This window comes from Pseudomonas sp. PA-5-4B, from assembly GCF_021606215.1.
GTDB classification, from domain to species: Bacteria; Pseudomonadota; Gammaproteobacteria; order Pseudomonadales; family Pseudomonadaceae; genus Aquipseudomonas; species Aquipseudomonas edaphica.
Genome location: NZ_WKDB01000045.1, coordinates 42,012 through 55,172, shown reverse-complemented (window position 1 = coordinate 55,172; position 13,161 = coordinate 42,012). Strand labels below are relative to the sequence as shown.

7 protein-coding genes are annotated in these 13,161 nt (G+C 63.5%); 6 read left to right on the top strand and 1 reads right to left on the bottom strand.

What is annotated here, in order from left to right:
* The first annotated feature begins 50 nt into the window (after positions 1–50).
* From lexA to uvrA, 6 genes are all read left to right on the top strand, one after another.
* Entirely contained in the window at positions 51–668 is a 618-nt protein-coding gene (lexA, locus tag GIW28_RS20950; RefSeq protein ID WP_017135402.1) for a transcriptional repressor LexA, read from the top strand.
* A complete protein-coding gene (gene imuA, locus GIW28_RS20945; RefSeq protein WP_017135401.1) occupies positions 668–1,282 on the top strand; it encodes a translesion DNA synthesis-associated protein ImuA in 615 nt (204 codons plus the stop codon). The genes lexA and imuA overlap by 1 nt, the downstream gene beginning before the upstream one ends.
* Before the next feature lie 7 nt (positions 1,283–1,289).
* Positions 1,290–2,702, top strand: a complete 1,413-nt coding sequence (locus tag GIW28_RS20940) for a Y-family DNA polymerase (protein ID WP_236459142.1) — start codon at positions 1,290–1,292, stop codon at positions 2,700–2,702.
* The gene (locus GIW28_RS20935) at positions 2,699–5,770 is read left to right on the top strand and encodes an error-prone DNA polymerase (protein WP_236447845.1); all 3,072 of its coding nucleotides are present in this window, start codon (positions 2,699–2,701) and stop codon (positions 5,768–5,770) included. Before GIW28_RS20940 ends, GIW28_RS20935 begins: the two co-directional genes overlap by 4 nt.
* Positions 5,771–5,880: 110 nt before the next feature.
* Positions 5,881–7,593 carry an ATP-binding protein gene (locus GIW28_RS20930; protein ID WP_099548156.1) on the top strand — a complete coding sequence of 571 codons (1,713 nt, stop codon included), beginning with the start codon at positions 5,881–5,883 and terminating at the stop codon, positions 7,591–7,593.
* On the top strand, positions 7,590–10,109 hold the full coding sequence (uvrA, locus tag GIW28_RS20925) for an excinuclease ABC subunit UvrA (protein WP_236490409.1): 2,520 nt from the start codon (positions 7,590–7,592) through the stop codon (positions 10,107–10,109). The genes GIW28_RS20930 and uvrA overlap by 4 nt, the downstream gene beginning before the upstream one ends.
* A gap of 901 nt (positions 10,110–11,010) precedes the next feature.
* Here uvrA and tkt read toward each other — a convergent pair.
* Positions 11,011–13,074 carry a transketolase gene (gene tkt, locus GIW28_RS20920; RefSeq protein WP_017135937.1) on the bottom strand — a complete coding sequence of 688 codons (2,064 nt, stop codon included), beginning with the start codon at positions 13,072–13,074 and terminating at the stop codon, positions 11,011–11,013.
* Between the last annotated feature and the right edge of the window lie 87 nt (positions 13,075–13,161).

The window sequence follows — 13,161 nt, the reverse complement described above, 5'->3', positions numbered from 1 at the left end:
CCCCAATCCCGACTACCGGCTATTGTCAGAAATTTCCCACAAGAGTACAAATGTACTCCATGACAACCCTGACCCCCCGCCGCACCGCCATCCTGACCTTCATTCGCGACCGTATCGCGCAACAAGGCCAGCCCCCAAGCCTCGCCGAGATCGCCGAGGCGTTCGGCTTTGCCTCGCGCAGCGTCGCTCGCAAACACGTGGTGGCCCTGACCGAAGCCGGTTTCATCGAGGTCAACCCCAACCAGGCCCGTGGCATCCGCCTGCTCAACCAACCGGCGCGTCCCGAATGGCTGGACGTGCCCGTACTCGGCCGTGTCGCCGCCGGCCTGCCCATCGGCGCCGATGCCGAAGTGCACAATCGTCTGCAACTCGACCCCGCCACTTTCGCCAAAACCCCGGATTACCTGCTGCGTGTGCAGGGCGATTCGATGATCGAAGACGGCATCCTCGACGGCGACCTGGTGGGCGTGCGCCGCAGCGCCGAAGCCTTGAACGGGCAGATTGTGGTGGCACGCCTGGACGGTGAAGTCACCATCAAACGCTTTGAGCGCCACGGCGAGCAGGTGCGCCTGCTGCCGCGCAACCCCGCGTATCAACCGATTGTGGTCGGGCCGGATCAGGACCTGGCCATCGAAGGGGTGTTCTGCGGCCTGGTGAGGCAAGGTTGATGGGCGCCGTCGTTGCTCTGGATACGCTGTTCAATGGCGGCCGCGTCTGGAAAGGCCGGCCCGCCGTGCCACCGGCCAGCGTGCACCCCACTGGGCTGGCGGCGCTGGACGCGGTGTTGCCCACGGGCGGTTGGCCGGAGTCGGCGCTGAGTGAAATCCTGATGGCGAAGGAGGGCGTTGGCGAGCTGCAATTGGTGTTGCCAACCCTGGCCCGCTTATCAACGGCGGGCGAGCGGATTGTGCTGGTGGCGCCGCCCTACACGCCGTACCCCCACGCCTGGCAGAACGCCGGGGTGGATTTGCGCCAGCTTTCGGTGATCCAGGCCGAGGCGCGCGACGTGTTGTGGGCGGTGGAGCAGTGCCTGCGTTCGGGCAGTTGCGGCGCGGTGCTGTGCTGGCCGCGCAAGGCCGACGACCGCGCCTTGCGGCGCTTGCAGGTGGCGGCCGAGACCGGGCAAACCCTGGCGTTTGCCTGGCGCGCTTTGAGCGAGGCGGTCAATTCATCGCCCGCCGCCTTGCGCCTGGCCGTCGAGGCAAAACCTGCGCAAGTGCGGGTGCTCAAGTGCCGGGGCGGCTTGGCCCACCCGGCGCCGATAGCACTGGCGGGGCACTGAGGTTGCCATGCGCTGGGTGTGTATTGTCTTCCCGCAATTGGCGCTGGACGGGGTGCAGCGTGTGCACCCTGAGCCGGATCAACCGTTGGTACTGCTGGCCGGCACACCGCAGCGCCGCGTGCTGCAAACCGTCAATGCCGCCGCCCGCGCCTTGGGCCTGCGATCAGGTCAATCGCTGACGGCCGCGCATGCCCTGGCCAAAACCTTTGCCAGCGCCGAATACGACCCCGCCGAAATCGAGCGCTGGCAGCAGTTCCTCGCCGCCTGGGCCTACCGTTTCAGCTCCCAGGTCAGCGTGTATTACCCGCGTGCGTTGCTGTTCGAGATCGAGTCGAGCCTGGGCCTGTTCGGGCCGTGGCCGCAGTTTGAGGCGCGCTTGCGCCAGGAGTTGACCGAATTGGGCTTTCGCCACCGTATCGTCGCCGCGCCGAACCCGGCGGCGGCGCGGGTGCTGGCGAATATCTATGATGGCCTGGCGATCGGTGAGGAGGCGTTGCAGCAAGCCTTGGGGCCACTGCCCATCGACCGCGCCGGTCTGGACCCGCAGGCGGCCACGGCCTTGTCGCGTATGGGCTTGCGTACCTTGGCCCAGGTGCAGGCGTTGCCTCGGCACACCCTGGCGCGACGCTTTGACGCCGGCTTGCTCAAGCACCTGGATGCCCTGAGCGGGCAGCGCCCACTGGCCCTGGCGTTTTACCAGCCGCCGGATCAGTTCGACGTGCGCATCGAGCTGAATTTCGACGTGCAATCCCACCAGGCGCTGCTGTTCCCATTGCGACGTCTGACCGGTGACTTGTCCGCCTTCCTCTGCGGGCGCGACAGTGGCGTGCAGCGCTTCGACTTGCACCTGGAACACGCCCAGGCGCCCGACAGCGTGATCAAGGTCGGCCTGCTCAGTGCCGAGCGCGAACCGTCGATGCTGTTCGAACTGGCCCGTGGCCGCCTGGAACAGGTGCAAGTCACCTCTCCGGTGCGCGGGTTCCGCCTGGTGGCCCAGGACCTGCCGGTGTTTGTGCCACAACGCCAGGACCTGTTCGACGATCGCCCGCAACAAACCTTGCCTTGGGAGCAACTGCGCGAACGCTTGCGCGCACGGCTTGGCGATGAGGCCGTACAAAGCCTGCGCTTTCACGCCGACCACCGCCCCGAATGTGCCTGGCAGGCGAGCGCCGACAGCCGTGCGTGCCCGACCTTGCACAAGGTGCAGCGCCCCGGCTGGTTGCTGACTGAACCGACCTTGCTGGCCGAGCAGGGCGTGCAGATCCTGATGGGCCCGGAACGCATCGAATCCGGCTGGTGGGACGGCGCCGATATCCGCCGCGACTATTACCTGATCCGCACCCGTGCCGGCCAGCAAGGCTGGGCCTATCGCTGTGTGGGGCAGAACGACGGGCTGTGGCTGCAAGGCTGGTTCGCATGAGCTATGCCGAGCTGCATTGCCTGTCCAATTTCAGTTTCCAGCGCGGCGCGTCCAGTGCGCTGGAGCTGTTCGAACGTGCCAAGCGCCAAGGCTACAGCGCCCTGGCGATCACCGACGAATGCACCTTGGCGGGCATCGTACGAGCCTGGCAGGCGGCGAAGGCGGTGGATTTGCCGCTGATTATCGGCAGCGAAGTGCGCATCGAAAACGGCCCGAAACTGGTGTTGCTGGTCGAAGATCTCAGCGGCTATCAACACCTGTGCCGCCTGATCACCCTGGCTCGCCGCCGCGCCGAAAAAGGCCGTTACCGCCTGCTGCACGCCGACTTCGAACAACCGATGCCCGGCCTGCTGGCGCTGTGGGTGGCCGAAGACAGCGACACCCAGGCCACCCTCCAATGGCTGCAACACACCTTCGCCGAACGCCTGTGGCTGGCGGTGCACCTGCACTGCGGCCAGGACGATGCGCGCCATTTGCAGCAGCGCCTGGCCCTGGCCGCCAGCCTGCAGATCCCGGCGGTGGCCTGCGGCGATGTACACATGCATGCGCGCGGGCGCCGGGCCTTGCAAGACACCATGACCGCGATCCGTCATCACGTGCCGGTGGCCGAAGCCGGCACGCGCCTGCACCCCAATGGCGAGCGGCATTTACGCAGCCTCGAGGCGTTGGCCGCGCTGTACCCGCAAGCCTTGCGCGACGAAACCCTGGCCATCGCGAAACGTTGCACCTTTGATCTCAGCCAGTTGCGCTACCACTACCCACGCGAACTGGTGCCCGCCGGCCATGATGCCCAATCCTGGCTGCGCACCGTGACCGAGGAAGGCATTGCCCAGCGCTGGCCACACGGTGTTGACGCCAAGACCTTGCAGCAGATCAACAAGGAATTGCAGTTGATCAGCGACCTCGGTTACGAAAGCTACTTCCTGACGGTGCACGACATCGTGCGCTTCGCCCGCAGCCGTTCGATCCTGTGCCAGGGCCGTGGCTCGGCCGCCAACTCGGCGGTGTGTTTTGCCTTGGGCATCACCGAAATCGACCCAAGCCTGACGGATATGCTGTTCGAACGCTTCCTGTCCAAGGAGCGCAATGAACCGCCGGATATCGACGTGGACTTCGAACATGAACGCCGCGAGGAAGTGCTGCAGTACGTGTTCCAACGCTACGGCCGCACCCGCGCGGCGTTGACGGCGGTGGTCAGCAGTTATCACGCGTCCGGCGCGGTGCGCGACGTGGCCAAGGCCCTCGGTTTGCCGCCGGACCAGATCAACGCGCTGGCCGACTGTTGCGGGCGTTGGAGTGAAGATGCGCCGCCGCTGGAACGCCTGCGCGAAGGCGGCTTCGACCCGCAAAGCCCGATCCTGCGGCGTGTGCTGACATTGACTCAACAACTGATCGGCTTTCCCCGGCACTTGTCCCAGCACCCTGGCGGTTTTGTGATTTCCGAATACCCGCTGGACACCCTGGTGCCGGTGGAAAATGCCGCCATGGCCGAGCGCACCATTATCCAGTGGGACAAGGACGACCTCGACGCCGTCGGCCTGCTCAAGGTGGATATCCTCGCGTTGGGCATGCTCAGCGCGATACGCCGTTGCTTCGACTTGCTGCGCCGCCATCGCAACCGCGATCTGGCGTTGGCGACGATCCCCAAGGAGGACCCGGCAACCTACGCAATGATCAGCAAGGCCGACACCATCGGCGTGTTCCAGATCGAGTCGCGGGCGCAGATGTCGATGCTGCCCAGGCTCAAGCCGCAGAACTTCTACGACCTGGTGATTGAGGTGGCGATTGTGCGGCCTGGGCCGATCCAGGGCGGTATGGTGCATCCGTACCTGCGGCGCCGGAATAACGAAGAGCCCACCACTTATCCGTCACCGGAACTTGAGGCAGTGTTGAAACGCACCTTGGGCGTGCCGCTGTTCCAGGAACAGGTGATGCAGATCGCCATGGTCGCCGCCGACTATGGCCCAGGCGAAGCCGACCAGTTGCGCCGTTCCATGGCCGCCTGGAAACGCCACGGTGGCCTGGAACCGCATCAGCAGCGTCTGCGCACCGGCATGCTCAAGAACGGCTACAGCGAGGAATTTGCCGCGCAGATTTTCGAGCAGATCAAAGGCTTTGGCAGCTATGGCTTCCCCGAGTCCCATGCGGCCAGTTTTGCCTTGCTGACCTACGCCAGTTGCTGGCTCAAGTGCCATGAACCGGCGGCGTTCGCCTGTGCCTTGATCAACAGCTGGCCCATGGGTTTCTACAGCCCGGACCAGATCCTGCAGGATGCGCGGCGCCATCGCTTGCAGATCCGCCCGGTGGATGTGCTGGCCAGTGACTGGGATTGCAGCCTGGAGCCTGTCGACGGCCAGCAACCGGCGATTCGCCTGGGGTTGCGCATGATCTCGGGGTTTCGTGAGGAGGATGGGCGGCGCATCGAGGCGGCGCGCCAGCGTCGAGTGTTCAGCGACATTGCCGACCTGGACGACCGCGCTGGCCTGGATGCGCGGGCCCAGGCGTTGCTGGCGGATGCCGGGGCCTTGCGTGCGTTGGCGGGCAACCGGCACCGGGCACGCTGGGAAGTGGCAGGCGTGCATAAACAGCTGGGGTTGTTCGCGGGCCTGCCGAGCCCCGACGAAGCGGCGGTGCAATTGCCGGCGCCGACGGTTGGTGAAGACTTGCAGGCTGATTACGCCACGGTTGGCACCACCCTCGGCCCGCACCCGCTGGCGTTGCTGCGTGATGAGTTGCGCAAACGCCGCTGCCGCAGTTCTTTGGAGCTGATGGCGGTGGAGCATGGGCGCAATGTCAGCGTCGCCGGTCTAGTGACCGGGCGCCAGCGCCCTGGCACCGCCAGCGGCGTGACCTTTGTGACGCTGGAAGATGAATTCGGCAACCTCAATGTGGTGGTCTGGCGCGACCTGGCAGAACGCCAGCGCCTGGCGCTGGTCGGCTCGCGGCTGCTCAAAGTCGACGGGCGCTGGGAGGCGGTGGGCGAGGTGCGGCACCTGATTGCCGGGCGTCTCACCGACCTGACGCCACTGCTGGAAGGCATTCATGTGCGCAGCCGGGATTTTCATTGAGGGCAGTGGTTTTTGTCGCCATTACCTCCTAACTTATAACAAGTGAAACCATCCGCCGCTGGCGCGCTCCAAAACGTTGCAAATACCCTCTCTTTGCACAGAGCCAACCGATGCAATTTTTATCCAACCCCTACGGCTGTGAAGGCTGGTCCGGTGAAATGGCCCAGCGTATCCGTGCTTTCGATTGGTCCGCCACGGATCTTGGCCCGATTGACACCTGGAGCGCCAGCCTGGCCTGCAACGTGCAGATGATGCTGGCCTCGCCCGTGCCGATGGTGATGCTGTGGGGGCGGGCCGGCTACATGATCTACAACGACAGCTATTCGGTGTTTGCCGGCGGTCGGCATCCGTACTTGCTCGGCACGCCGGTGGAGCTGGGCTGGCCGGAGGTGGCCGAGTTCAATCGCCACGTGGTCGACACCTGCCTGGCGGGTGGCACCTTGACGTTTAACAACAAAGACCTGGTGTTGTTGCGTAACGGCAAGCCGGAAACCGTCTGGCTGGACCTCTATTACAGCCCCGTCGCCGGGGACAATCAGCAGCCAGCCGGGGTGTTGGCGATTGTGGTGGAAACCACCGAGCACGTGCATTCCGAGCGCCTGCGCCAGGAACTCACCCATAACCTGGAGCAACGCGTCGCCGCCGAAGTGCAAGCGCGTTCCGCCGCCGAAGATCAGTTGCGCCAATCCCAGAAGCTTGAAGCCATCGGCGGCCTGACCGGCGGCGTGGCCCATGACTTCAATAACCTGCTGCAAGTGATCGCCGGCAACCTGCACCTGCTGGCCCGGAATGAGCCGGACAACCCCCAGGTGCAGCGCCGGGTCACGGCGGCCATTGCGGCGGTGGAGCGCGGCGCCAAGCTGTCCTCGCAACTGTTGGCGTTTGCGCGTCGCCAGCCGTTGTCACCGGCGGTGTACAACCCGCAGCGCATCTACGCAGGCTTGGGCGAGCTGCTTCAACGCGCCCTGGGCGAAACCATCCATATTGACGTCCAATTGCCCCAGGATTCCTGGTGCATCAATGTCGACCGTAACCAATTGGAAAACGCGCTGCTCAACCTGGCGATCAATGCCCGCGATGCCATGCAAGGCGAAGGCGTGATTCGCATCAGCGGCGAAAATATCATCCTCAACCCGGGCGATTGCATCGGTAAAAGCATCAAGCCCGGTGAATACGTGCGTTTGGCAGTGACCGACACCGGTGTCGGCATGCCCCAGGAGGTGCTCAAGCGTGCGTTCGAGCCGTTCTTCACCACCAAGCGCGAAGGGCACGGCACCGGCCTGGGCCTGAGCATGGTGTTCGGGTTTGTGCGCCAAAGCGGCGGGCATGTGGAGGTGTGGAGCGAGGAGGGCAAAGGCTCGGTAGTGCAGATGTATTTCCCCCACAGCCTGGAACCCGAATGTGGTGAGGTCGACACCGAGCAGGCGACTCACAGTGGCGGCCAGGAAACCATCCTGGTGGTCGAGGACAACGAAGGCGTGCGCCTGACCGTGGTCGAGTTGCTGCAGCAATCGGGCTACACGGTACTGACCGCCGAAGACGGTGACCGGGCCATGCAAACCCTGCAAAACGGCGTGCAGCCGGACCTGATCTTTACCGACGTGGTGATGCCCGGCCGGGTCAAAAGCACCGACCTGGCCGACTGGGCGCGCGTGCAGCACCCGCCGGTGGCGGTGCTGTTCACCTCCGGGCACACCCGCGACATTCTTTCCAGCAATCATTTGCTGAGCTCCGACATTCATCTGCTGAGCAAGCCCTACAGCCCCGAAGCCCTCACGCAACGGGTGCGCAGCGTGCTCACCGCCAGACAAGGTTGCCCATGACGTCACAGCGCAACATCCCCCCGATCACCGCCCAGCGCCCAGGCTTTGTACGCGTGCGCGGCGCCCGCGAACACAACCTGCGTAACGTCGATGTAGACATTCCCCGGGATGCCCTGGTGGTATTTACCGGCGTTTCGGGTTCGGGCAAATCATCCCTGGCGTTTTCCACGGTGTATGCCGAGGCTCAGCGCCGCTATTTCGAATCGGTGGCGCCCTATGCGCGGCGCCTGATTGACCAGGTCGGCGTACCCGATGTGGACGCTATCGAAGGCTTGCCCCCGGCCGTGGCCCTGCAACAGCAGCGCGGCACGCCGAGTGCACGCTCGTCGGTGGGCAGCGTCACCACCTTGTCGAGCCTGATCCGCATGCTGTATTCGCGTGCCGGCAGTTATCCGCCGGGGCAGGCGATGCTGTACGCCGAGGACTTTTCACCGAACCTGCCCCAGGGCGCCTGCCCGCACTGCCACGGTTTGGGCCGCGTGTATGAGGTGACCGAGGCGCTGATGGTGCCCGATCCGTCCTTGACCATTCGCCAGCGTGCGGTGGCGTCCTGGCCCTTGGCGTGGCAGGGGCAGAACCTGCGCGACATCCTTGTGACCCTGGGCTATGACGTGGACATCCCGTGGCGCGACCTGCCGAAAAAGCAGCGCGACTGGATTCTGTTTACCGACGAAACCCCGACCGTGCCGGTGTACGCAGGCTTCACCCCACAGCAAACCCGCGACGCGTTGAAACGCAAGCTGGAGCCGAGCTACCAGGGCACGTTCAGCGGTGCGCGGCGCTATATCCTGCACACCTTCAGCCATACCCAAAGCGCACTGATGAAAAAGCGCGTGTCGCAGTTCATGCAGGGCAGTGCGTGCCCGGCGTGTGAGGGCAAGCGGCTGAACAAGGCGGCGCTGTCGGTGAAGTTTGCCGGGGTGGACATCGGCGCGCTGTCGCAACTGTCGCTGGCGCAGTTGGCCGAGCTGCTGCGCCCGGTGGCGGCGGGGCAGGACAAAATGAAGCTGTCGGTGGAAAAGCGCCTTGCCGCTCAGCGTATCGCCCAGGACTTGCTGGAGCGGGTCAGCACCCTCACCGAGTTGGGCCTGGGCTATCTGTCCCTGGAGCGCAGCACGCCGACCTTGTCGTCAGGGGAATTGCAGCGCCTGCGCCTGGCCACCCAGTTGGGCTCGCAGCTGTTCGGCGTGATCTATGTGCTGGACGAGCCCTCGGCAGGCCTGCACCCGGCGGATGGCGAAGCATTGTTTACTGCGCTTGAGCGTTTGAAAGCGGCCGGCAATTCGTTGTTTGTGGTGGAACATGACCTGGAAACCATGCGCCGGGCCGACTGGCTGATCGATGTGGGGCCGGCTGCCGGTGAGCACGGCGGGCAAGTGCTGTACAGCGGTCCGCCTGCCGGTTTGGCGGATGTGCAGGCCTCGCAGACGCGCGAGTATTTGTTTGCCGAACGGCGCGTTTGCAGCACGACGCGACGTGAGCCGTCGGGGTGGCTGAAGCTTGAAGGCGTGACGCGTAATAATCTCAAGGATCTAAGCGTGGATTTCCCGCTGGGTTGCTTTACGGCGGTGACGGGTATTTCCGGCTCGGGCAAGTCCAGTCTGGTCAGCCAGGCGCTGTTGGAACTGGTGGGCACAGGCTTGGGCCGTGTGCTGGAAAGCGACGAAGAACCGAGCCTTGAAGATGATGCCCCGCAAAGCAGTGGTGGGCGGATCAGCAGCGGTTTGGAACAGATTCGACGTTTGGTGCAGGTGGACCAGAAACCCATCGGCCGCACGCCGCGTTCTAACCTGGCGACTTACACCGGGTTGTTCGATAACGTGCGCAAATTGTTTGCGGCAACGCCGGCGGCCAGGAAGCGTCATTTCGATGCCGGGCAGTTCTCGTTCAACGTCGCCAAGGGCCGTTGCCCCCATTGCGAGGGGGAAGGGTTTGTCAGTGTCGAGTTGCTGTTTATGCCCAGCGTGTATGCGCCGTGTCCGACGTGTCATGGGGCGCGTTATAACCCTGAGACGTTGGCGATCAAGTGGCAAGGCTTGAGCATTGCCCAGGTGCTGGGGTTGACCGTGGAGCAGGCGGTCGAGGTGTTTGCCGAGCAGCCTGGGGTGTTGCGTTCGTTGTTGGTATTGCGTGATATCGGCCTGGGGTATTTGCGGTTGGGGCAGCCGGCGACTGAGCTGTCCGGCGGTGAGGCGCAGCGGATCAAGTTGGCGACCGAGTTGCAACGTAATGCCCGGGGTGCGACGTTGTATGTGTTGGATGAGCCGACTACCGGTTTGCATCCTCGGGATGTGGATCGCTTGCTTAGCCAGCTTAATCATCTGGTGGACGCGGGGCATACGGTGGTTGTGGTGGAGCATGAGATGCGCGTGGTGGCCCAGGGGGATTGGGTGATTGATATTGGGCCGGGGGCTGGGGATTTGGGCGGGAAGGTGGTGGCTCGTGGTACGCCGCAGAAGGTGGCCAAGAGCAAAGCCAGCCGTACCGCACCGTTTCTGGCGCGGGAGTTGGTGTAAGTTTCAACGCCGATTAATTGTGGGAGCTGGCTTGCCTGCGATGGCGGTTTGTCGGTGTACATATCCGTTATTCGGGTAACGGCGGCTTATGGTTCCGCTCTTACAGCGGGTCACTTTTGGCAAACGCCCGGAATGCCGGCCCAGCCAAAAGTAACCAAAAGGTCTGTGCCCCACCACTCGGCACCTCGCTTAGGCTCGGTGTGCCAGAACGAAGGCTTGAATCCGTGGGCCGCCGCGATGGGCCATCCTTGGCCCAGCGCGGCTAACCCGGCGTCCTGCCGGGTTACCCACGGATTCAAGCCTGCGTTCGGCCATCGTGGTTAACGGGGCGTCTCAGATCAAAAGCAAGATCAAGATCAAGATCTACAGCACGGCGGCCTGAAAGCCGACCTGAGTGGTTGAAGCAAGAGCCAGATCAAGTGCAAGGCAAAAGCCTATCTACCTGATGCCGCGGGGTCTAAATGTGGGAGCGCATGCAGTTTTGAATATGAGATCGACTGCGGATTTGCATGCACTGAAGAGCTGCTTTTCTGTGGGAGCTGGCTTGCCTGCGATGCAGACACCTCGGTATATCAGGCACACAGAGTTGATGCCATCGCAGGCAAGCCAGCTCCCACCTTTGACCGAGTATGGCTCTGCTGTTGCTGTTGCTCCGGCTCTTACATTCTTTTCGATGACGAAGTCAGCGGTCTTTTGATCTGCGCTTTTGATCTTGATCTGAAATCGCCCCCCCAAATCACTGGCGGATTGCGGGCATGCCGAGCCACAGCGAGGCACCGAGTGTTGGGGCGAGGACCTTTTGGTTACTTTTGACTGGGCCGGCATTCCGGTCCTTGCAAAAGTGACCCGCTGTAAGAGCGGAACCATACGCCGCCGTTACCTAAATAACGGATATGCCCCCTCAACGCCCAGTCAGTCGAATCTGCTCCTTGGCCTGCTTCACCACATTCTCCACCGTAAACCCGAACTTTTCCTGCAACTTGGCCAACGGCGCCGACGCGCCAAAACTGTTCATCACCACCTTGGCGCCAGTCTGCCCAACGTAGCGGTCCCAACCCAGCGGGCCTGCCTGTTCCACTACCACACGGGCTTTTACCGCGGGTGGCAAGACACTGTCGCGATACGCCTGATCCTGGTCTTCAAACAATTCCCAGCTGGGCATCGACACCACCTGAGCGGCAATGCCCTCAGCTTTCAACTGCTCATAAGCCACCACCACAAGGCTCACTTCACTGCCGGTCGCCAACAGCAGCACCTCAGGCTTATCGGCACCCGCCAACACATAAGCGCCTTTGGCCGCCCCGGACGCCGCCGCATATTTTGTGCGATCCAAGGTCGGCAACGCCTGGCGCGACAACACCACGCAGCTCGGCCGATGGGTTTGCGCCAGGGCCACCTTCCACAGTTCCAGCGTTTCGTTGGCATCGCCTGGGCGCAGGGTTAGCAACCCTGGCGTGGCGCGCAGTTGCGTCAGGTGTTCGATGGGCTGGTGCGTCGGGCCGTCTTCACCCACGCCAATCGAGTCATGGGTAAATACGAACACCACTGGCAATTCCATGATTGCCGCCAGGCGGATCGGCGGTTTCATGTAGTCGCTGAACACCAGGAAGGTCGAGGTGTACGGGCGCAGGTAGGACAGCGCCATGCCATTGGCAATCGCGCCCATGGCGTGCTCGCGGATGCCGAAGTGCAGGTTGCGCCCGCTGTAGTCATCGGCACTGAAACGCCCGGCGCCGTCGAAGGTGAGGTTGGTCTTGGTCGATGGCGACAAGTCCGCCGAGCCGCCCAGCAGCCAGGGGATTTGTTGTGCGAAGGCATTCAGCACCTCGCCGCCGGCGGCGCGGCTGGCGATGCCCTTGGCGTCGGTGTCGAAGTGGGGCAGTTCGTCCTGCCAATGCTCCGGCATTTCGCCGGCGCGTATGCGGCGCAATTCATCGGCCAGTTCCGGTTCGTACTGCTCCAGCTGCGCCAGGTGTTGCTGCCAGGTTTCATACAGCGGCTGGCTGCGTTCCAGCAGCGCATCGCGCAGCACCGTGCGGGCGTCGTCGGGCACCAGGAAGCTGGAATCCTGCGGCCAGCCGTAGGCCTCTTTGGTCAGGCGGATTTCTTCCTCGCCCAATGGCTCGCCATGGGCGGCGGCAGTGTTGTGTTTGTGCGGTGAGCCGTAGCCGATCACGCTGTCGACCACAATCAGGGTTGGCGCGCCGGTGTTGGCCTGGAAGGTTTCCAGCGCTGCGCTCAGGGCTTGCAGGTCGTTGGCATCGGTGACGTGCAAGGTGTGCCAGCCATAGGCCTGGAAGCGCTTGATCACGTCTTCGCTGAACGCCAGCTCGGTGTGGCCTTCGATGCTGATGGTGTTGTTGTCGTAGATCCAGCACAGGTTATCGAGCTTTAAGTGCCCGGCCATCGACGCCGCTTCGCTGCTGATGCCTTCCATCATGTCGCCGTCACCGCACAGGGTGTAGACGTTGTAGTCGAACAGTACCTGGCCGTCGCGGTTAAAGCGTTTGCCCAGCCAGCGTTCGGCCATGGCCATGCCGACGCTGTTGGCACAGCCCTGGCCCAGCGGGCCGGTGGTGGTTTCCACGCCGGTGGTCATGCGGTACTCGGGGTGGCCGGGGGTCTTGGAACTCATCTGCCGGAATTGCTTGATGTCGTCCAGGCTGATCGCCGGCTGGCCGGAGCGCTTGCCGTGGGCATCAATCTCGACCACACCGGCCAGGTGCAGCAGCGAATACAACAGCATCGAGGCGTGCCCCACCGACAAGACAAAGCGGTCGCGGTTAGGCCAATCCGGATGTTCGGGGTGGTAACGCAGGAAGCGGCTCCACAGCGTGTAGCCCACCGGTGCCAGGCCCATGGGCGTGCCGGGGTGGCCGGAGTTGGCCTTTTGCACGGCATCCATGGCCAGGGTGCGAATGGTGTTGATGCATTGGGTGTCGACAGCAGTGGCAGCGTGAGTCATGAAACCGTTCTCCCTCGGGTGGCGATCTACAGTGGAGGGCAGGGCACGGCAAAGGTTTGATCCCATCATGCGCATTACGACGAACGG

What these genes read in the sequence shown, in the direction of transcription:
- imuA (WP_017135401.1), top strand. Translation starts at nt 668, where the DNA reads ATGGGCGCCGTCGTTGCTCTGGATACGCTGTTCAATGGCGGCCGCGTC.
- GIW28_RS20935 (WP_236447845.1), top strand. Translation starts at nt 2,699, where the DNA reads ATGAGCTATGCCGAGCTGCATTGCCTGTCCAATTTCAGTTTCCAGCGC.
- uvrA (WP_236490409.1), top strand. Translation starts at nt 7,590, where the DNA reads ATGACGTCACAGCGCAACATCCCCCCGATCACCGCCCAGCGCCCAGGC.
- GIW28_RS20930 (WP_099548156.1), top strand. Translation starts at nt 5,881, where the DNA reads ATGCAATTTTTATCCAACCCCTACGGCTGTGAAGGCTGGTCCGGTGAA.
- lexA (WP_017135402.1), top strand. Translation starts at nt 51, where the DNA reads ATGTACTCCATGACAACCCTGACCCCCCGCCGCACCGCCATCCTGACC.
- GIW28_RS20940 (WP_236459142.1), top strand. Translation starts at nt 1,290, where the DNA reads ATGCGCTGGGTGTGTATTGTCTTCCCGCAATTGGCGCTGGACGGGGTG.
- tkt (WP_017135937.1), bottom strand. Translation starts at nt 13,074, where the DNA reads ATGACTCACGCTGCCACTGCTGTCGACACCCAATGCATCAACACCATT.